Origin of the sequence: Sphingopyxis sp. (assembly GCF_019459305.1) — a bacterium.
Lineage (GTDB): Bacteria > Pseudomonadota > Alphaproteobacteria > Sphingomonadales > Sphingomonadaceae > Sphingopyxis.
The window spans coordinates 1-17,741 of the sequence record NZ_JAIBES010000048.1; the positions used below are offsets into that span (position 1 = coordinate 1).

General features: G+C 64.3%; 23 protein-coding genes. 14 read left to right on the top strand and 9 right to left on the bottom strand.

The window, feature by feature from the left end; genetic code table 11:
* Nucleotides 1-223: 223 nt before the first annotated feature.
* The 4 genes from lnt (at nt 224) to K0M74_RS05600 (ending at nt 3,799) form a co-directional block, all read left to right on the top strand.
* Entirely contained in the window at nt 224-1,399 is a 1,176-nt protein-coding gene (gene lnt, locus K0M74_RS05585) for an apolipoprotein N-acyltransferase (protein WP_293969001.1), read from the top strand.
* Nucleotides 1,400-1,450: 51 nt separating this feature from the next.
* Nucleotides 1,451-2,674 carry a methionine adenosyltransferase gene (gene metK / locus K0M74_RS05590; protein WP_293968943.1) on the top strand — a complete coding sequence of 408 codons (1,224 nt, stop codon included), beginning with the start codon at nt 1,451-1,453 and terminating at the stop codon, nt 2,672-2,674.
* Between the two features lie 162 nt (nt 2,675-2,836).
* Nucleotides 2,837-3,037, top strand: a complete 201-nt coding sequence (locus K0M74_RS05595; RefSeq protein ID WP_293968945.1) for a hypothetical protein — start codon at nt 2,837-2,839, stop codon at nt 3,035-3,037.
* Between the two features lie 48 nt (nt 3,038-3,085).
* Complete coding sequence (locus K0M74_RS05600) at nt 3,086-3,799, top strand: tRNA (guanosine(46)-N(7))-methyltransferase TrmB (protein ID WP_293968947.1); 714 nt, start codon at nt 3,086-3,088, stop codon at nt 3,797-3,799.
* Between the two features lie 128 nt (nt 3,800-3,927).
* Here K0M74_RS05600 and K0M74_RS05605 read toward each other — a convergent pair whose 3' ends face one another.
* On the bottom strand, nt 3,928-4,263 hold the full coding sequence (locus K0M74_RS05605) for a hypothetical protein (RefSeq protein ID WP_088440235.1): 336 nt from the start codon (nt 4,261-4,263) through the stop codon (nt 3,928-3,930).
* A gap of 83 nt (nt 4,264-4,346) precedes the next feature.
* Here K0M74_RS05605 and K0M74_RS05610 point away from each other — a divergent pair, with 83 nt between their 5' ends.
* Nucleotides 4,347-5,270, top strand: a complete 924-nt coding sequence (locus K0M74_RS05610; protein WP_293968951.1) for a LysR family transcriptional regulator — start codon at nt 4,347-4,349, stop codon at nt 5,268-5,270.
* A 127-nt stretch (nt 5,271-5,397) separates the two neighbouring features.
* On the top strand, nt 5,398-6,165 hold the full coding sequence (locus K0M74_RS05615; protein ID WP_293968953.1) for a sulfite exporter TauE/SafE family protein: 768 nt from the start codon (nt 5,398-5,400) through the stop codon (nt 6,163-6,165).
* 98 nt (nt 6,166-6,263) lie between these two features.
* On the opposite strand, the gene K0M74_RS05620 is transcribed toward K0M74_RS05615, so the two are convergent.
* Nucleotides 6,264-6,815, bottom strand: coding sequence for a hypothetical protein (locus tag K0M74_RS05620; protein WP_088440232.1), 552 nt, complete (start codon nt 6,813-6,815; stop codon nt 6,264-6,266).
* A gap of 194 nt (nt 6,816-7,009) precedes the next feature.
* Between K0M74_RS05620 and K0M74_RS05625 the strand changes: the two genes are divergently transcribed.
* Nucleotides 7,010-8,146, top strand: a complete 1,137-nt coding sequence (locus tag K0M74_RS05625; protein ID WP_293968956.1) for a beta-ketoacyl-ACP synthase III — start codon at nt 7,010-7,012, stop codon at nt 8,144-8,146.
* 91 nt (nt 8,147-8,237) lie between these two features.
* Here K0M74_RS05625 and K0M74_RS05630 read toward each other — a convergent pair whose 3' ends face one another.
* From K0M74_RS05630 to hisB, 5 genes are all read right to left on the bottom strand, one after another.
* Nucleotides 8,238-9,332 carry an ionic transporter y4hA gene (locus tag K0M74_RS05630; protein WP_293968958.1) on the bottom strand — a complete coding sequence of 365 codons (1,095 nt, stop codon included), beginning with the start codon at nt 9,330-9,332 and terminating at the stop codon, nt 8,238-8,240.
* Nucleotides 9,333-9,388: 56 nt separating this feature from the next.
* Complete coding sequence (gene hisF / locus K0M74_RS05635) at nt 9,389-10,153, bottom strand: imidazole glycerol phosphate synthase subunit HisF (protein WP_293968961.1); 765 nt, start codon at nt 10,151-10,153, stop codon at nt 9,389-9,391.
* Nucleotides 10,154-10,229: 76 nt separating this feature from the next.
* Nucleotides 10,230-10,985 carry a 1-(5-phosphoribosyl)-5-[(5-phosphoribosylamino)methylideneamino]imidazole-4-carboxamide isomerase gene (hisA, locus tag K0M74_RS05640; protein WP_293968964.1) on the bottom strand — a complete coding sequence of 252 codons (756 nt, stop codon included), beginning with the start codon at nt 10,983-10,985 and terminating at the stop codon, nt 10,230-10,232.
* Nucleotides 10,973-11,581 carry an imidazole glycerol phosphate synthase subunit HisH gene (gene hisH, locus K0M74_RS05645; protein WP_293968967.1) on the bottom strand — a complete coding sequence of 203 codons (609 nt, stop codon included), beginning with the start codon at nt 11,579-11,581 and terminating at the stop codon, nt 10,973-10,975. The genes hisA and hisH overlap by 13 nt, the downstream gene beginning before the upstream one ends.
* 9 nt (nt 11,582-11,590) lie before the next feature.
* Nucleotides 11,591-12,178, bottom strand: coding sequence for an imidazoleglycerol-phosphate dehydratase HisB (hisB, locus tag K0M74_RS05650; protein WP_293968970.1), 588 nt, complete (start codon nt 12,176-12,178; stop codon nt 11,591-11,593).
* A gap of 87 nt (nt 12,179-12,265) precedes the next feature.
* On the opposite strand from hisB, the gene K0M74_RS05655 reads away from it, so the two are divergent.
* Genes K0M74_RS05655 through K0M74_RS05680 form a run of 6 tightly spaced genes read left to right on the top strand, consistent with a single transcriptional unit; the run spans nt 12,266 to nt 15,876 of the window.
* Nucleotides 12,266-12,748, top strand: a complete 483-nt coding sequence (locus tag K0M74_RS05655; protein WP_088440225.1) for a ClpXP protease specificity-enhancing factor SspB — start codon at nt 12,266-12,268, stop codon at nt 12,746-12,748.
* A gap of 4 nt (nt 12,749-12,752) precedes the next feature.
* Entirely contained in the window at nt 12,753-13,064 is a 312-nt protein-coding gene (locus K0M74_RS05660) for a hypothetical protein (RefSeq protein ID WP_293968977.1), read from the top strand.
* Nucleotides 13,061-14,476, top strand: coding sequence for a class II fumarate hydratase (gene fumC, locus K0M74_RS05665; protein WP_293968980.1), 1,416 nt, complete (start codon nt 13,061-13,063; stop codon nt 14,474-14,476). Before K0M74_RS05660 ends, fumC begins: the two co-directional genes overlap by 4 nt.
* 23 nt (nt 14,477-14,499) lie before the next feature.
* On the top strand, nt 14,500-14,865 hold the full coding sequence (locus tag K0M74_RS05670; RefSeq protein WP_293968983.1) for a hypothetical protein: 366 nt from the start codon (nt 14,500-14,502) through the stop codon (nt 14,863-14,865).
* Nucleotides 14,866-14,904: 39 nt separating this feature from the next.
* Nucleotides 14,905-15,042, top strand: coding sequence for a hypothetical protein (locus K0M74_RS05675; RefSeq protein ID WP_293968986.1), 138 nt, complete (start codon nt 14,905-14,907; stop codon nt 15,040-15,042).
* A gap of 60 nt (nt 15,043-15,102) precedes the next feature.
* Nucleotides 15,103-15,876, top strand: coding sequence for a serine hydrolase (locus K0M74_RS05680; RefSeq protein WP_293968989.1), 774 nt, complete (start codon nt 15,103-15,105; stop codon nt 15,874-15,876).
* Here K0M74_RS05680 and K0M74_RS05685 read toward each other — a convergent pair.
* Nucleotides 15,851-16,414 (bottom strand): DUF2585 domain-containing protein, encoded by a 564-nt coding sequence (locus K0M74_RS05685; protein WP_293968992.1) that lies wholly within the window; start codon nt 16,412-16,414, stop codon nt 15,851-15,853. The genes K0M74_RS05680 and K0M74_RS05685 overlap by 26 nt on opposite strands.
* A 52-nt stretch (nt 16,415-16,466) precedes the next feature.
* Here K0M74_RS05685 and gmk point away from each other — a divergent pair, with 52 nt between their 5' ends.
* The gene (gene gmk / locus K0M74_RS05690; protein ID WP_293968995.1) at nt 16,467-17,135 is read left to right on the top strand and encodes a guanylate kinase; all 669 of its coding nucleotides are present in this window, start codon (nt 16,467-16,469) and stop codon (nt 17,133-17,135) included.
* Nucleotides 17,136-17,316: 181 nt separating this feature from the next.
* On the opposite strand, the gene K0M74_RS05695 is transcribed toward gmk, so the two are convergent.
* The coding region (locus K0M74_RS05695; protein ID WP_293968998.1) for a thioesterase family protein at nt 17,317-17,741 on the bottom strand (425 nt) is incomplete at its 5' end.

Consider the following 17,741-nt stretch of genomic DNA (forward strand, 5'->3'; position numbering starts at 1 on the left):
TTGGGCGGGGGGGGGGCTTGGGTTTTTTGTCCCCCCGGGTCCGGGGGGGGGGGACCGCCGCTATGGGGGGGTTGAGGGGTCGCAACCTCGCGTCATGACGACGGGTTCCGACCCCTCCGTCGTCCCTGTGGGCCGCCATCACCCCGTTCCCGGGAGGATTTCGCTATCCTTCATTGTCGCCTTTGCCGCGCTGTGGACGCTGACCGAATGGCTGCGCAGTTGGGTGTTCACTGGCTTTGCTTGGAACCCTTTGTCAGCCGTGTCGCTTCACGACTTCGCCGCACCCTCAATAATTCGATGGATCGGCACATATGGGGCATCTGGACTCCTGCTCTTACAGGTCGGATTCCTGATTTGGCTGTGGACATATTATCACCGGTCAAGTCGCCCGAATTTGGCTGGACGACCTGTCGCTCGCTTCGTCACGTGGTCGCTCACAGGAGCGATGCTCTACGTGCCGATAGCCCTTTTGGATGCCGCAAGTCGGAGCAGCGATTATCTTTCTAGGGAAGCCACCCCCATCACCGTTGTCCAACCCAATGTCGGCCAGGAAGACAAATGGGTCGGCGCCAAAGCCGATGCGAATTTCGCGAAACTCGCGCGGCTGACCGCGCCGAAGGATGAGACGCCGCGCCTGATCCTGTGGCCCGAGGCGGCGGTGCCAGATTATCTCGAATGGGGGTATCCGGCCGTCTATTACGACCGCTCGCCCGCCGTGGCACGTGCGCGCTTGACCGCGCTGATGAACCCCGGTGATCTTATGCTGCTCGGCGCGCTCAAGCTCGAACTCGATCGCAGCGGCGATGTTGTCGGCGCGCGCAATGCGGTGATGACGGTGCATGCCGACGGCACCCTTGGCCCGCGTTACGACAAGGCGCATCTGGTGCCTTACGGCGAATATCTGCCGATGCGCCCGGTGCTGTCGGCGCTCGGCCTGTCGCGGCTTGCACCCGGCGATATCGATTTCTGGCCCGGGCCCGGCGCTCGCACCCTCGACCTTGGCGCCTTCGGCCGTGCGGGGCTGCAAATCTGTTACGAGATCATCTTTTCGGGGCAGGTCGTCGATCGGGATCACCGCCCCAATTTCATCTTCAACCCGTCGAACGACGCGTGGTTTGGCGCATGGGGTCCGCCGCAGCATCTGGCGCAGGCGCGGCTGCGCGCGATCGAGGAAGGGCTGCCCGTCGTGCGCGCGACGCCGACCGGGATCAGCGCGGTGATCGATGCCGATGGCCGCATCCGCGAGTCGCTGCCGATGCACGCGGCGGGACGGATCGACACCGTGCTGCCGCTCGCGCACTCCCCCACGCTGTTCGCAAGTTATGGCAACATTCTGCCCGTCGGCTTTGCGCTGCTATTGCTCGCCGCAGCCATTGCCTTTCGCCGCCGCGGACGCTAACAGCACCGTCACATAAAGCTTCCTTTATATCCGATCCACAGAAGGCCTTCCATGCGCAACAGCTTCCTCTTCACCTCCGAAAGCGTGTCCGAAGGACACCCCGACAAGGTAGCCGACCAGATCAGCGATTCGATTGTCGACCTGTTCCTGTCGAAGGATCCCGAAGCGCGCGTCGCCTGCGAAACGCTGACCACCACGCAGCTGGTCGTGCTGGCGGGTGAGATTCGCGGCAAGGGGATCATGGACGAAGACGGAAATTGGGCGCCGGGCGTACCCGAAGAAGTCGAAGCCGCGGTCCGCGCGACCGTCCGTGAAATCGGCTATGAACAGTCGGGTTTCCACTGGCAGACCTTCCGCTTTGAAAACAACCTGCACCCGCAATCGGCGCATATCGCGCAGGGCGTTGATGCTGGCGAGAACAAGGACGAGGGCGCGGGCGACCAAGGGATCATGTTCGGTTACGCATCGGACGAAACCCCCGACCTGATGCCCGCGACGCTCGATTACAGCCACAAGATCCTCGAACGGATGGCCATCGACCGCAAGGCCGGGACCGCGCCCTTCCTCGAGCCCGATGCCAAGAGCCAGGTCACGCTGCGTTACGCCAATGAGCGCCCGGTCGAAGCGACCGCGATCGTCGTGTCGACCCAGCATGCGCCGGGTTATTTCTTCCACAATGGCGAAGGCGACGAGGCGAAGTATCAGGAACTGCGCAAATACGTCCTTGGGGTGATCGCCGACGTGCTGCCCGCCGAACTGCTCACCGCCAACACCGTCTATCACATCAACCCGACCGGCTGTTTCGAGATCGGCGGTCCCGACGGCGACGCCGGACTGACCGGGCGCAAGATCATCGTCGACACCTATGGCGGCGCAGCTCCGCACGGCGGCGGCGCGTTCAGCGGCAAGGATCCGACGAAGGTCGACCGTTCGGCGGCGTATATCACTCGCTATCTCGCGAAGAACATCGTCGCCGCAGGCCTCGCGCGCCGCTGTACGATCCAGCTGAGCTATGCGATCGGCGTCGCCGAACCGCTGTCGATCTATGTCGACCTGCACGGCACCGGCACTGTCGAGGAAAGCCGCATCGAGGCGGCAATCCCTCAACTGGTGCGCCTGACGCCCAAGGGCATCCGCACCCACCTTGGCCTCAACAAGCCGATCTACAAGCAGACCGCGGCATACGGCCATTTCGGCCGCACCGCCGACGGGGATGCGTTCCCCTGGGAGCGCACCGATCTGGTGGAGAAGCTGAAAGCTGCGCTGGCCGCCTGAGACCGCGCTACAGTACTTGCCATCTCCTCCCCGTTCTGACAGCAATCGCGTCGGATCGAGGAGGTTGCGCATGCCAAGCCATTGGTCAAAAATCCTTTTGGCTACCTTGGTTGCTATGGGCATCGCGAGCTCGGACGCGACCCGGGTGCAAAGGTGATCGCGATGACCGAAAGGGACAAACCGGCGGAACCACGTTTCTCCATCACCGCGGTAACGGCAACGCAGAATATCGGATTTGCCGCGCGGGACCGGCTGCCCTCCCCTCAACGGGTGATGGAGATTGTCGCCGCCAACCGCCGCGTCACGGCGGTTCCGACCTGGGGCAAGAACAAGACGAACAGCATCACCAGCGACGCGCTTTAACCGCGGCCTGTCTTGCGGCCGCAGGGTCGCGGCGCTAACGGGCGCGGCATGACTGCGCATAAACCCGGCGATCCGACGACGATCAACCGCCTCTATGGCCGCTCCAAGGGCAAGCCCCTGCGCGCCGGGCAGCAGGAGTTGGTCGATACGTTGTTGCCTCAGATTGCGGTGCCAACCGACGGCGACGTTACCGCCGAGGCGCTGTTCGGATATGACAGGCCATTGCATTTTGAAATCGGTTTTGGCGGCGGCGAGCATATGGCGGCGCGCGCCGACATGCTGCCCGACCACGGCTTTATTGGGGCCGAACCGTTCATCAACGGCGTTGCACAGGCGCTGGTCCATGTTGCCGGCGATCACGGCGCAAAGTTGCCGCTGGGCAATGTCCGCATCCATCATGGCGACGCGCTGGAGGTGTTGCAGCGCATTCCCGACGGCGCGCTAAGCTTTGCCTATCTGCTTCACCCCGATCCCTGGCCCAAGGCGCGCCATGCCAAACGGCGGATGATGAATGATGGTCCGCTCGACCTGATCGCGGCCAAGCTGAAACCCGGCGGTGAGTTCCGTTTTGGCACCGATCACCCGATCTATCTGCAACACGCGCTGATGGTCATGCGCCGCCACCGCCACCAGTTCGAATGGCTGGCCATGCACGCGCAGGATTTCCAGGTTCGCCCCGGCGGCTGGCCCGAAACGCGCTACGAAGCCAAGGCGCGTCGGCTGGGGCACGAGGTCTGGTATTTTCGCTACCGTCGTCGCTGACCCCGAATATATGGCGCGCAAACAAATGGGGCGGCCTCTTTGTGAGTGCCGCCCCAGTTTAGTGGAACCGTCGGGAGAGGGAGAGGACGGTCCGGAGATTGGTGTCTTGTTTGGCTTAGCGGTTCGTCTTAGCGCGACGCCATCTGGCTGTCGGTTTCGACTTCGGCGACGCCGGCGATCTTCAGCGCGGCGCGGAACTGCTTGGCGGCGGCGCGTTCGTTGCCCGCTTCGCACAGCTTCTTGCCGGTCGAAACGAAACGCTTGGCGCTCGCCTGCTTGCCGCCTTCGACGCCGCCCGCGGCGACATGGGCCTGTTCGGCGAGACCGGCGCAGCGATAGTCGCTGCCCGACTGGGCATAAGCAGGGCTTGCGGTAGCGATCAGGCCGGTGAAGGCCAGCGCCGAAGCGGCTACGATGGCGAAAGCGGCAGGAAAGCGGCGGAATGAGGAGATCTGATAGGCCATGGGAGAGAGTCCTTTCGTTTTGTTGTGCAACCTTTTTAGGCGCGGTTGCGCAGATAGATAATCCTCTATAATCTGCAAGTGCTTTGAAGCAGGATTTAACAATCCCCCATGGGGCGCTCGACGGGATCGAAGCTTTCCTGCGCGTCGCGGAACGGCGGAGTTTTTCCGCCGCCGCATCCGATCTGGGGGTATCGCCCTCGGCGATCAGCCAGACGATCAGGGGGCTGGAGGCACGCGTCGGCGCGCCTTTGTTCATGCGCACGACACGCAGTGTCGGACTGACGCAAGCGGGCGAGATGTTCTTCGAGCGCGCCGCCCCCGCCTATTCGGGACTGGCCGAAGCCTATGAAGCAGCGCGCAACCTGGGCAACCGGCCCGCCGGACGGCTACGCATCAACCTGATGCGCGGCGCGATCCAGCCCTTGTTCGAACCGATCATCGCTGGATTTTGCGACACCTATCCAGAGATCGAGCTGGAGATTTACGCCGACGACGCGCTGTCGGACCTGAATGCCGGGGGATTCGACGCCGGGGTACGGATGGGCGAATCGCTTGAGGCCGATATGATTGCGGTGCGCCTGTCGGGGGCGTTCCGCTTCGTCGCGGTCGCAGCGCCTGCCTATGTCGAACGCTATGGAATGCCGCAGCGCCCCGAAGAATTGCGCACGCATCGCTGTGTACGGATGCGGCTGTCGAGCGGCGCGATGCTGCCATGGACGTTCGTCGACGGGAATCGCGAGTTCGATGTCCCGGTGACCGGACCGGTCATTGTCAATGATTTTGCCGGGATCATGGTCGCGGTGCGCAGTGGCATCGCAATGGGCATGGTTGCAGAACCCGTGGTCCATGAACATATCGAACGCGGTGACCTGAAACTGGTGCTCGGTGATTTCGCGCCGAGCAGTGCCGGACTGTTCCTCTATTACCCGAGCCGCAAGCAGGTGATGCCCAAGCTACGTGCGTTTATCGATTATGCGCGCGAATATCTGCCCGACGATCTGATCTGAGTCGCCGCAGCGCAGCCCTCATTTCGGCGCGGAAACAAATCCCTCCACCGGCAGCAGAAAAATTGGACTCGCCTAGCGGGATGAATCCCGGCAGCAGGTTCTCAACTTAATAGGTTGGGATGATCCTGTGATCGATTTAGCGGCCATCGACTTTTCCGCCTTGCTCCCCTTCATCCTGATTGGCTTTGCTGCGCAACTGGTCGATGGCGCGCTCGGTATGGCGTTTGGGGTGATATGTAACACCTTGCTCGTCGCGGTGCTGGGCGTGCCGCCCGCGACCGCATCGGCGCGCATTCATGTCGTCGAGATTTTCACCACCGGCGTATCGGGGTTGAGCCACTTGTTTCACGGCAATATCGACTGGCCACTGTTCTGGCGCCTGCTGATCCCCGGGATGATCGGCGGGGTGCTGGGCGCCTATGTGCTGACCTCGCTCGACGCCGATGTGGTAAAGCCGTTCGTGCTTGGTTACCTCGTGCTGATCGGCATCTGGCTGCTGGTGCGCGGGGTTCTTTATCCGCCCAAAATTTCGAAGCCGAAGGTCGTGGCGCCGCTGGCGGTGGTCGGCGGCTTTCTCGATGCCGCGGGTGGCGGCGGTTGGGGGCCGGTTGTGACCTCGAACCTGCTCGTTCAGGGCGGCGAACCGCGCAAGATCGTCGGCACCGTCAACAGCGTCGAATTCTTCCTGGCGGTTGCGGTGTCGATCGCGTTCATCGCCAACCTGGGTTTCGAGGAAATCCTTGGCCCGACGCTGGGGCTGATCATCGGCGGCGTCGCGGCGGCGCCGCTCGGTGCCTATATGGCCAAGCGCTTTTCGCCCAAGGTCATGCTGGTGATGGTCGGGGTGGTGCTGACCGCGACCAGCGCGTTTGGGCTGTATCGGGCGTTGGTATAGGATTGAAGCCTGTATTGTTCATCATCGCGAGCGCAGCGAAGCAATCCGGGGCGGTTTACGCCACTCTGGATTGCCGCTCCTCGCAATGACGGCACAAATCAATTCGCCGGTTTGGTCTCGTCGATCTTCTCGACCCACTCCGGGTAGAAGCTCGGCTCGCGCGCTGACCAGCCCGGAGCGGTCGCGGCGGCTTCGCTGATCGACTGGAGCAGCAAGCGCCGCTTGTCGGGGTGGAGATGCGGCAGCGAGGCCGCGGCGCAGAAGGCGCCAGGCAGCCACGGCCGCGCATGCGCGCCGAGCAGGCGTTCGTAAAGGAAGCGGTAGGAAGCGAAGCCCGGCAGGCGGTCCTGCCCCAGATCGAACGCCGACACCGCGACGAGCGGCGCCATGAAGCCTTCGAGCGCGTCGAGCCCGCTATCATCGGGGATATGCGCGCGGATGTCGGTTATTCGCTGATAGACGCGCGCCTGGACGCGGATCGCGGTTTCCTCGACCATGTCGCGCGACCAGCGCGCGATCGCATCGTCGCGTTCCAGCCCGATGTCGAGCGAGCGGCGGATGTACCGCTGCGTCGCTGCCGGAAAGGCCGCAAATTCCTTGATTTCCGCAATCGACAGATCACCGGCTGCCGGTCCCGAACGCGTCGCCATGGTCGTGCTCCTGCACGGCGCCCGGGGAGCCATCCCCCCGGAGGCCTGCAACTCTGCAATCTGCCACTAAATTGGTTAGCGGCGGGTTAACCATCGCGTCGGCCTCTGTTCAGCGTCGTTGAGGGGCGTTGCGCGGCGGTGCGAGCGGGCCTAATCAGCGTGCCTTGAAACCATAAGACACATGCAGGTCCATCATGTCGCACACACCGCAGCCGGTCATTTCCACAACCGGCCTGTTCACCCCCGCCGAACGCATCGCCAACGAAGAACTTGTTGCGAGTTTTAACGCGTATGTTGCGTTGCACAATAGGGAAAATGCGGCAGCGATCGCGGCGGGCGAAATCGCCGAACTGACTGAGTCCAGTATCGAATTTATCGAAAAGGCGAGCGGGATCGGATCGCGCTTCGTCGTCGACAAGGCAGGCATCCTCGATCCCACGCATATGGCACCGCGCCTGCCCGATCGCAGCAATGACGAATTGTCGATCCTGGCCGAAATCGGCGTTGCGGCGGCGAAGGATGCGCTGGCGCGGGCCGGGCGCGATGCGGCTGACGTCGACGCGGTGCTGTGCGCGGCATCGAACATGCAGCGCGCCTATCCGGCGATGGCGGTCGAGATTCAGGACGCACTGGGCATCGACGGGTTCGGGTTCGACATGAACGTCGCCTGCTCGTCGGCGACCTTTGGCATCCAGACTGCCGCCGACTATATCCGCGCGGGACATGCGAAGAGCGTGCTGGTGGTGAACCCGGAAATCTGTTCAGGCCACCTCAACTGGCGCGACCGCGACAGCCATTTCATCTTTGGCGACGTCGCGACAGCGATCCTGGTCGAGGAAAAGGCGATTGCGCCCGCGGGGCATTGGGACATCCTTGGCACCAAGCTCAAGACGGTCTTTTCGAACAATATCCGCAACAATTTCGGCTTCCTCAACCGCGCCCATGGCGGCATCGATCAGGATGGGCCGAAGAGCGATAAATTGTTCGTCCAGGAAGGCCGCAAGGTGTTCAAGGAAGTCGTGCCGATGGTCGCGAACATGATCGTCGAGCAGATGGAGGTGCTGGGGCTGACAGGCAGCGACATGCGTCGGTTGTGGCTGCACCAGGCGAACACCAACATGAACCGCCTGATCGCGCAGCGCGTGTTGGGGCATGAAGCGAGCGGCGACGAAAGCCCGACGGTGCTCGACACCTATGGCAACACGTCGAGCGCCGGGTCGATCATCGCTTTTCACCTGAACCATGCGGATATGGTCGCGGGCGACACCGGGCTGATCTGTTCGTTCGGGGCGGGCTATTCGGCGGGAACAGTGTTCGTGCGGAAGACATAGCGTCGCCCCCACGCAGGCGGGGGCCGTTGTCGGCTTTACCCAGCGATGAAAGCTTCGACATCCATCTGCCCCCGCTGCGCGGGGGCAGCGGTCAGGGCACGAAGGTCGTGAACAGATAGATCGCGAACAGCATCAGGTGGATCACGCCCTGCAATACCGTGGTGCGCCCATTTGCCAGCGTCTGTGACGCGACGATCAGCGACAGGAACAACAGCACGGTCGATTTGGCATCGAGGCCAAGGCTGATCGGCATGTCCGTGATGATTGACAGCACCGCGACCGCGGGGATGGTGAGGCCGATCGTCGCGAGCGCTGACCCCAGTGCGAGGTTGAGGCTGGTCTGGAGCCGGTCGGCCTTCGCCGCGCGCACCGCCGCCAGCCCTTCGGGCGCGAGGATCAGCGCCGCGATCAACACACCGAGCACCGCGGGCGGCGCACCCCAATCGGCGAGCAGCACCCCCATCACCGGCGACAGATTTTTTGCGAGGAGCACGACCGCGACAAGGCTGGCCAGCAACAATGCGCCGGAAATGGAGGTTCGCTGAATCGTGGGCGGTTCGGCATGGGCATCGGGGACACCGTCGCCATCGGCATCGGCGTCGGGTTCAGGCAGGAAATAATCGCGGTGGCGCACCGTCTGGACCAGCGCGAAGGTCGCGTAGAGGATGAGCGACACGACCGCGACAAAGCCAAGCTGCACGGGCGTGTAGTAGGAGCCGGGGGCGCTCGACGTAAAATTGGGCAGCACCAGCGTGACGACGGTGAGCACCGTCAATGTCGCGAGCGCGGCGCCCATCCCGGTGCGCTGAAAGCGCTGTTCGTGGTGGCGGATCGCGCCGCTGAGCAGGCAGAGCCCCAGCAACAGGTTCACAATGACCATCACCGCGGCGAACACCGTGTCGCGCGCCAGCGTCTGCGCCTTTTCGGGTTCGGCCTGCATCAAGGTGAGGATCAGCCCGACCTCAATCACGGTGACCGCGAGCGCCAGGATCAGGGTGCCAAACGGTTCGCCGACGCGGTGCGCGATCACTTCGGCATGGTGGACCGCTGCGACGACCGCGCCCATCAGGATGACGGCGACGAGCCAAGCGTTGAGCGGCATCGCGAGACTGGCGAGCGCGGCGACGAAGCCGAGGATCGGGAAAATTTCATTGGCGCGGCGCGACAGGCGGAGTTGGGCGATCATCGGGCTGCTATTGCAGCCCCGCTTCCGCCTGACCAGCCCCGATGCGGGGAGATCCGTCAGTGGGCGCGGACGGGCACGCCGGCCGCGGCGAGCCGCGCATGGGCTTCGGCGATCGTCGCTTCGCCGAAATGGAAGATGCTGGCGGCCAGCACCGCGCTGGCGCCGCCTTCAAGCACGCCCGCGACCAGATGGTCGAGGTTGCCAACCCCGCCGCTGGCGATCACCGGTACGCTGACCGCATCGGCGATCGCGCGGGTGAGCGCGAGGTCGTAGCCGTCCTTGGTGCCATCCCGGTCCATGCTGGTGACGAGCAATTCGCCCGCGCCAAGCGTGGCAAGCCGAACGGCATGTTCGAGCGCGTCGATACCCGTCGGTGTTCGCCCGCCATGGGTGAAGATTTCCCACCGACCATCCGCAAGGCGCCGCGCGTCGATGCTGCCGACCGCGCACTGGCTGCCGAAGCGGTCGGCAATGTCGGCGACGAGTTCGGGTCGCGCGACCGCCGCGCTGTTCACCGCAACCTTGTCGGCGCCCGCGAGCAACAGCGCGCGCGCATCGTCGGCGCTGCGCACCCCGCCGCCGACAGTGAGCGGCATGAAGCAGACTTCGGCGGTGCGGCTGACCATGTCGAGCAACGTGCCGCGGCCCTGGTGGCTAGCGGAAATATCAAGGAAGCACAGCTCGTCGGCGCCCGCAGCGTCATAAGCCCGCGCCGCCTCGACCGGATCGCCGGCATCGCGCAGGTCGACGAAATTGACGCCCTTGACGACGCGGCCGTCGGCGACGTCGAGGCAGGGAATGACGCGGATGCGGACTGTCATCTGCTCCCCTCCCATTTATGGGAGGGGTTGGGGGAGGGCATATTGGTGAGGGGTGGCTTATTTAGCATGCCTTCCCCTACCCCCTCCCGCCAGCAGAAGGGGAATCTCCCGCCGCAATCGCCTCGCCCAGGTCCAGGCGCCCGTCGTAGAGCGCCCTTCCGGTAATCACGCCTTCGATGCCGTCACCCACATGTGGGCGCAGTGCGTGAATGTCATGAATGTCCGCAACCCCGCCGCTCGCAATCACGGGAATGGCCACTGCGCGCGCCAAGGCGACCGTCGCCTCGACATTGCAGCCCTTGAGCAACCCATCGCGGCCGACATCAGTGAACAGCAGCGCCGCGACCCCGGCATCCTCAAAGCGCCGCGCCAGATCCTCGACGCGGACGTCCGACACATCGGCCCAGCCCTCGGTCGCGACCATCCCGTCGCGGGCATCAACCCCGACGACGATCCGCCCAGGCAAGTCGCGCGCGGCCGATTTGACGAATTCGGGGTCTTTGAGCGCTGCGGTGCCGATGATCACGCGGTCGACGCCAAGCGCCAGCCAGCGATCGACCCCGGCGCGGTCGCGGATGCCGCCGCCGACCTGCACCTTCCCCGGGAAAGCCGCGATGATGCTTTCGACCGCGGCGCCGTTGACGCTGGCTCCCGCAAAGGCGCCATCGAGGTCGACGACATGCAGGTGCGTTGCGCCCGCCTTTGCGAACAACCGCGCCTGCGCCGCCGGATCATCGCCATAGATCGTCGCGCGCGCCATATCGCCCTCGGCCAGGCGCACCACCTGCCCGCCCTTGAGGTCGATCGCGGGGAAGATGGTCAGGGCCGCCACATCAAAAACCTTTCGAGCGTCGCGAGGCCGTATGCCTGGCTTTTTTCGGGGTGGAACTGGACGCCGATCATATTGTCGCGGCCGACGGCGGCAGTGAAGACGCCGCCGTGGCTGCTTGTCGCGAGCACGTCGGCGGTGTCGGCGAAATGATAGCCGTGGAGGAAATAGGCTTCACCCGCCGCGATCACCGGATGCGCGGCGGTAGGGACGACGTCGTTCCAGCCCATGTGCGGGATGCGCAGCGCAGGCGCGGGATCAAAGGCGCGGACGGTGCCGCCGATCCAGCCGAGCCCGGCGTGGCGACCATGCTCCTCACCCGCATCGGCGAGCAATTGCATGCCGACGCAAATGCCGAGGAAGGGGACGCCGTCGGTGCGGACGCGGCGTTCCATCGCTTCGACGAGGCCGGAGATTGCGGCTAGCCCGTTCATACAGGTAGCGAACGCCCCGACGCCGGGCAGCACGATACGGTCGGCCTTGGCGACAATATCGGGGTCAGCAGTGACCGCCACATCCGCAGCGCCCGCTGCGACGAGCGCGTTATGCACCGAGCGAAGATTGCCCGCGCCATAGTCGATCAGGGCAATGGCAGTCATCGGCTAGTCCTAGAGGACACCCTTCGTGCTGGGAATCGCATCGCCCTTGCGCGGGTCGATCTCGACCGCCTGACGCAGCGCGCGCGCTAGTGCCTTGTACATGCTTTCGGCGATGTGGTGGTTGTTGTCGCCGTAGAGCGTCTCGATGTGCAGTGTGATCCCGGCGGCCTGGGCAAAGCTGTGGAACCAGTGCGGGAACATCTCGGTGTCCATCTCACCCAATCGCGGCTGCGAGAAGCTGGATTTGTAAACGCAGTGCGGGCGCCCCGAAATGTCGAGCACGCAGCGCGTCAGCGTCTCGTCCATCGGCGCATGCGCTTCGCCATAGCGGGCGATGCCGCGCTTGTCGCCGAGCGCCTTCGCCACCGCTTCGCCGAGCGCGAGCGCCGAATCCTCGACCGTGTGGTGCTGGTCTATATGCAAATCGCCCTTCACCTGCATCGAAATGTCGATCAGCGAGTGGCGCGACAATTGTTCGACCATATGGTCGAGGAAACCGATGCCGGTGGACACCGCATAGTCGCCGGTGCCGTCGAGGTTGACGGCAATTGCGATGTCGGTTTCCTTGGTCGTGCGCTGGACGGTTGCGGTTCGCATGGACTGCCCCATAGCAGCCACTTTTCACCATGCAAGGCGACTCTCCCCCCTTGACCCATCCGCCCGCTCCGTTCATCCCCCTGCCCCATGAGTGACGAAGTCCGCGACAGCCTGATTCCCTATGACGAAATCGTGCAGGACGCGCTGCGTGCCGTGGTCGGCCGTGTGCTGCGCCAGATCGAAGGCTATGACAGCCTGCCCGGCGAGCATCATTTCTATATCACGTTCAAGACGCAGGCCGCGGGAGTTAACATTCCGGCGCATCTGATCGCCAAATTTCCCGACGAAATGACGATCGTGCTGCAGAACCGTTTCTGGGATCTGAAAGTCGCTGACGACCATTTCAGTGTCGGGCTGTCGTTCAACCAGACCCCGTCGATCCTGACGATTCCTTATGCGGCGATCACTGCCTTCGTCGATCCATCGGTTGATTTCGGTCTGCAATTCCAGGTCAGCGACGACGAGGCGACCGCACCCGAACCGCATGACGAGGCCGACAACGACCGCCCTGACGTGACAAACGAAGACGGGTCGAACGTCGTGACGGTGGATTTCGGCAAGCGGAAGTAACGCCGTGGCGTCGCCATGGCCCCCCAGCCGGTTCTGGCAATATTGGGCGCTCGCCGGGATGCTGGTGCTGACCGCCGCCTTTTGGTGGAGCGTCGAGGGCATGACGCTGTTCAAGGACGGTGCCGCACGCGGTCAGATCGCCTACGGCCTACTTCGCTTCAGCCTGTTGATTCTGACCCCTGCGCTGGTCCTTGTCTGGCTGCTCGCCGGGTGGCTGCGCCGCCGCGTGGGTGAGACGGGATATTGGAAGATGCTCGGCCTCGTCGCGATGATCTGGGCGGGCGCTGCGCTGGTTACCCGGACGCTGGCGGAATGACCGCGACGCGGATCGAATGCGACAGCATCGGCGACATCGAAGTCGCCGCCGACGCCTATTGGGGCGCGCAGACCGAGCGCAGCCGCCATAATTTCGCCTTTCCGGTGCACGAGCGCATGCCGCTGCCGATCGTCCACGCGCTGGCGCGGATCAAGGGTGCAGCGGCGCGGGTCAACCGCGCGCATGGGCTCGATGCCAATCTGGCCGACGCGATTGCCGCCGCCGCCGATGCCGTCGCGGCCGGACGATATGACGACCAGTTTCCGCTCGCCATCTGGCAGACGGGCAGCGGCACGCAGACGAATATGAACGCCAATGAGGTGATCGCGGGGATCGCCAACGAAGCGCTGGCGGGGACACGCGGCGGCAAGGCGCCGGTCCATCCCAACGACCATGTCAACATGGGCCAGTCGTCGAACGACAGTTTCCCGACCGCGATCCATGTCGCGGTGGCGGTCGAAACCATGGCACGGCTGCTGCCCGCGCTGATCGCGCTGACCGATGCGCTGGCGGCGAAAGCGGCGGCATGGAGCGACATCGTCAAGATCGGCCGCACCCATTTGCAGGACGCGACGCCGCTGACGCTGGGGCAGGAGTTTTCGGGCTATGTCGCGCAGCTGATCGCGTGCCGGGCGCGAGTCGAGGGGGCGCTGGCGCATAATATCAACAAGCTGGCACAGGGCGGTACCGCGGTCGGCACCGGGCTCAACGCGCCTGCGGGCTTCGACGCCGCAATCGCCGCGGAGCTCAGCCGCGCGACCGGAATCGCGTTCGAACCGGCGCGCAACAAGTTCGAAGCGCTGGGGTCGAACGACGGACTCGTGTTTTTCTCCGGCGCGCTGAATACGCTCGCCGTGGCGCTGACCAAGATCGCGAATGACATCCGCCTGCTCGGATCGGGGCCGCGCGCGGGACTCGGGGAGCTCGACCTGCCCGCGAACGAGCCAGGCAGCTCGATCATGCCCGGCAAGGTCAATCCGACCCAGTGCGAGATGCTGACGATGGTCGCGGGCCAGGTCATCGGCAATCATCAGGCGGTGACCGTCGGCGGCATGCAGGGGCATCTGGAGCTCAATGTCTTCAAGCCGCTGATCGGCGCCAATGTGCTGCGTTCGATCGAGCTGATGGCGATCGGGATGGCGGGTTTCACCGAACATTGCGTGGCGGGACTCGAGCCGAACCGCACCCGCATCGAAGAGTTGGTGAACCGCTCGCTGATGCTTGTCACCGCGCTCGCCCCTGAAATCGGTTATGACAAGGCGGCAAAGATCGCCAAGCACGCGCATGAAAGTGGCAGCACACTGAAGGAAGCGGCGCTGGGTCTTGGCTATGTCGATGCCGCGACCTTTGACCGGCTGGTCGATCCGCAGGCAATGCTGGGGCCGGAACCCGAAGCCCCCTTAGCGAATTGATAGGGGGAGAAGGAGATTTGGGTATGATAGGCAGGATCGTTGGCGGCGTTCTGGGCAGCGCAATCGGCAGGAAACAGGGCAATCACCCGGTTGCCGGCGCGGTGATCGGCGCGGGCGCGCTGTTTGCGGCGCGGCGGCTGTTTCCGCAGCGCTATGCCGCGATGGCGGCTTGGGCCGCCGCCGGTTATCTGACCAAGAAATGGGCCGAGCGCGCCGAGGCGCGTCAGGCCGCAGAAGCCGCGCATGCGATCGACCCGCAACTGGCGCAGGCAGGGGTCGTCGACAGCTATGCCGGGACCGCGGACCTTGCCCCCGACGGGCAGACGATGGGCGACGCATTGCCCCCCGCCATCCCGCTCGACGATCAGCGGCCGACCGCCATCCACTGACGAGGAACCGGTACCTTGCCATCGCCGCCGCCCGCTGTATTGCATAGGCAACACACGGACGGGGAGGTCGAGCGGCGCATCGGGCGGCGCTGGCAGGATATTGTGCGGGGCGAGTTGCTCGCACCGCTGGCGATGACCGGAACGCTGACCGAAGGGCTTGCCAATCACAGCGGGTAGCCGGTTGCGGCACCCTATCGAAGCGCCGAGCGCCTGTATCTGGTCAAGGACGACCGCACGATGCACTCCGCGGGCGGCATGTATGCGAGCGCGAACGACATGGCGCTCTGGCTGATGCTTCAGCTTGTGGACGAGGGCAAATTGGCGCAGGCGGCAGCGGCGGCGCGCGCGCGGGTGGCGACGCTCGACGCCAGTTTCGGGCCGTTCCGGCGGACCGGCTATTATGGGCTGGACTGGTACGCCGGGCCTTATGAGGATCAGACGCTCTATCACGCCTTCGGTTCTTTCATAGGCGCGCGCGCGCATGTTTCAGTGCTGCCCGCCGCCGGGCTGGGGGTTGCGGTGGCAACCAACGATGAAGGCGCGGGGTTTCGGATCGTCGATCTCGCGGCGCTTTATGCTTATGACTGGTATCTGCACGGCGCCGAGCACGCCGATGCCAAAGCGGCCGAACAGATGGACGCGTTTGCGGGACGATGGGCCAAACAGGTCGAAAAGGTCACGGCGCAGCGCGCCGAACGTGCGGCGCGGGTTTCGCAGCTCCGCCTGTCGCCAGCCGCTTATGCCGGACGCTGTTGCGATGCCGATTTCGGGACGATCGGGGTCACGCCGCAGGGCGCGAGGCTGGAACTGGCGATGGGGCTGCTGCACGCGAGCAGCGAGCGGGGCACGGTGCCCGACACGGTGCGCGCCGAGCTGGTTCCCGGTCAGGGCGAAGAATATCGCTTCGTGATCGAGAACGGCGCGGCGGTGGGGGTCGAGGCGTTCGACCGCCGGTTCATGCGGTGCGGTGATGGCGCTGAGCAGCCTATGACCCCGCCTGCCACTCCTTGATCGCCTCGACCGGCGACACGAGCATCAGCACGTTGAGGGTCAGATTGTCGCGGATCGTCCACAGGGTAAACAGTTCGAAGACGATCGCGATGGCGACCGTCACCCACCAGCGCATCCGGCTGGCGGCGAGGAAGCCCGCGATCATGAACAGCGCGTCGCTGACCGAATTGAGGATCGAATCGCCGCTGTAGCCGAACGCCATCGTCACTTCGCGATAACGGCCGATGATGATCGGCGAATTTTCGAGGATTTCCCACGCCGCCTCGATCCCGATCGCCAGCGCCAGTGCAACCCAGAGCGGCTGGCGCGGCAGCAGCCAGCGGCCGAGGCCGTAAAAGATGAAGCCGTGGATGATGTGGCTGAAACTGTACCAGTCCGAAATCTGCTGGCTGTTCTGATCCGACTGGACGGAGCCGTGCCACAGGCTGATCGTCCCGCACGGACAGATCGGCGGGCGGCCCATTGCGAACAGGATCGCGGTGAATACTGCCAATAATGCCGCGGCGACCAGCCAGCCTTTACGCGAAATTCCTGCCATGCCGTGTCCCCTTCGCGCTTGACCGCTGGCGCGCCTTTCGCGAATAGCGGCCATGGCTGAAAGCGTCCACCTCGACCGCCGCGGCGTGTTGTTCGTCCTCTCCTCGCCGTCGGGCGCGGGCAAGACCACCATTTCGAAAAAGATGCTGGGGGTCGATCCCGACATCGCATTGTCGATCTCGGCCACCACCCGGCCGCCGCGCCCCGGCGAGGTCGATGGCAAAGATTATCATTTCGTAGATGTCGAAACCTTCAAGCAGATGGCCGCCGACGGCGAGTTCCTCGAATGGGCGCATGTCTTTGGCCACCGCTATGGGACGCCGCGCGCGCGGGTCGATGAATTGCTCGACGCCGGCAAGGATGTATTGTTCGACATCGACTGGCAGGGCGCGCAGCAGCTGTATCAGGAGGCCGGTCCCGATGTGGTGCGCGTCTTCGTCCTGCCGCCGACGATGGAAGAGCTGGAACGCCGCCTGCGCGCGCGCAACACCGACAGCGACGAGGTGATTGCAGCTCGGATGGCGCGCGCCGCGAACGAGATCAGTCATTGGGATGGCTATGATTATGTGCTGATCAACGATGACGTCGATGCATGTTATGGTGCAGTGATGGCGATCCTGCGCGCCGAGCGGCTGAAGCGGCGGCGGCAGATCGGGTTGATCGGCTTCGCGCGCGATTTGATCCGGTCGGTGCCGGATACCGATACGACGATCGACGATTGATAGCGCTCCCCCTTGATGGGGGAGGCAGCGAGACTTGCCAGCTTGCTGGCTAAGTCGCAGCGGTGAGGGTGCGGTCCCGGCCTGAAACAGCGGCACGAGGATGCACGGTCACCCTCATGCAACTCCGCCCAGCTGCTTCGCAGCAAGGCTGCGTATCCTTCTCCCATCAAGGGAGAAGAACCTAAACTGGCGTCACCAGATTGGCGGTCAGTTCGGCGACCATTTCGGCGCGCAGCGGTTTTGCCTGATTGTTGGTGCGGCACACGACCACCGTGTCGCAGGTCGAGATGCAGCGGCCATTCTGGAACATCGCCTGGACGATCGTCCAGCTCGAGGTGCCGAGGCGGCCGATGCCGGTCGCGATCTCGACCGGATCGGGGAAATTGCCCTCGGCGAGATAATTGATCTCGACCGCGGCGACCATGGTGCGTTCGTTGGCGGGCCGCTCGCCGAGCGGGCGGACCTGGCGGTTGAGAAGCACGCGGCCGCTTTCGAACAACGCGGCAAAGGCCACATTGTTGAGGTGGCCGTTGATATCCATGTCCTGAAACCGCGTCTGGAATTCTGCGCAGACGGGGTAGCTGGCGGCCTTCAGCCGCCAGCTTT

Coding starts and splice junctions, on each gene's coding strand:
- metK (WP_293968943.1), top strand. CDS start 1,451: ATGCGCAACAGCTTCCTCTTCACCTCCGAAAGCGTGTCCGAAGGACAC.
- K0M74_RS05595 (WP_293968945.1), top strand. CDS start 2,837: ATGACCGAAAGGGACAAACCGGCGGAACCACGTTTCTCCATCACCGCG.
- K0M74_RS05600 (WP_293968947.1), top strand. CDS start 3,086: ATGACTGCGCATAAACCCGGCGATCCGACGACGATCAACCGCCTCTAT.
- K0M74_RS05605 (WP_088440235.1), bottom strand. CDS start 4,263: ATGGCCTATCAGATCTCCTCATTCCGCCGCTTTCCTGCCGCTTTCGCC.
- K0M74_RS05620 (WP_088440232.1), bottom strand. CDS start 6,815: ATGGCGACGCGTTCGGGACCGGCAGCCGGTGATCTGTCGATTGCGGAA.
- K0M74_RS05625 (WP_293968956.1), top strand. CDS start 7,010: ATGTCGCACACACCGCAGCCGGTCATTTCCACAACCGGCCTGTTCACC.
- K0M74_RS05630 (WP_293968958.1), bottom strand. CDS start 9,332: ATGATCGCCCAACTCCGCCTGTCGCGCCGCGCCAATGAAATTTTCCCG.
- hisF (WP_293968961.1), bottom strand. CDS start 10,153: ATGACAGTCCGCATCCGCGTCATTCCCTGCCTCGACGTCGCCGACGGC.
- hisH (WP_293968967.1), bottom strand. CDS start 11,581: ATGACTGCCATTGCCCTGATCGACTATGGCGCGGGCAATCTTCGCTCG.
- hisB (WP_293968970.1), bottom strand. CDS start 12,178: ATGCGAACCGCAACCGTCCAGCGCACGACCAAGGAAACCGACATCGCA.
- K0M74_RS05655 (WP_088440225.1), top strand. CDS start 12,266: ATGAGTGACGAAGTCCGCGACAGCCTGATTCCCTATGACGAAATCGTG.
- fumC (WP_293968980.1), top strand. CDS start 13,061: ATGACCGCGACGCGGATCGAATGCGACAGCATCGGCGACATCGAAGTC.
- K0M74_RS05670 (WP_293968983.1), top strand. CDS start 14,500: ATGATAGGCAGGATCGTTGGCGGCGTTCTGGGCAGCGCAATCGGCAGG.
- K0M74_RS05680 (WP_293968989.1), top strand. CDS start 15,103: ATGCACTCCGCGGGCGGCATGTATGCGAGCGCGAACGACATGGCGCTC.
- K0M74_RS05685 (WP_293968992.1), bottom strand. CDS start 16,414: ATGGCAGGAATTTCGCGTAAAGGCTGGCTGGTCGCCGCGGCATTATTG.
- gmk (WP_293968995.1), top strand. CDS start 16,467: ATGGCTGAAAGCGTCCACCTCGACCGCCGCGGCGTGTTGTTCGTCCTC.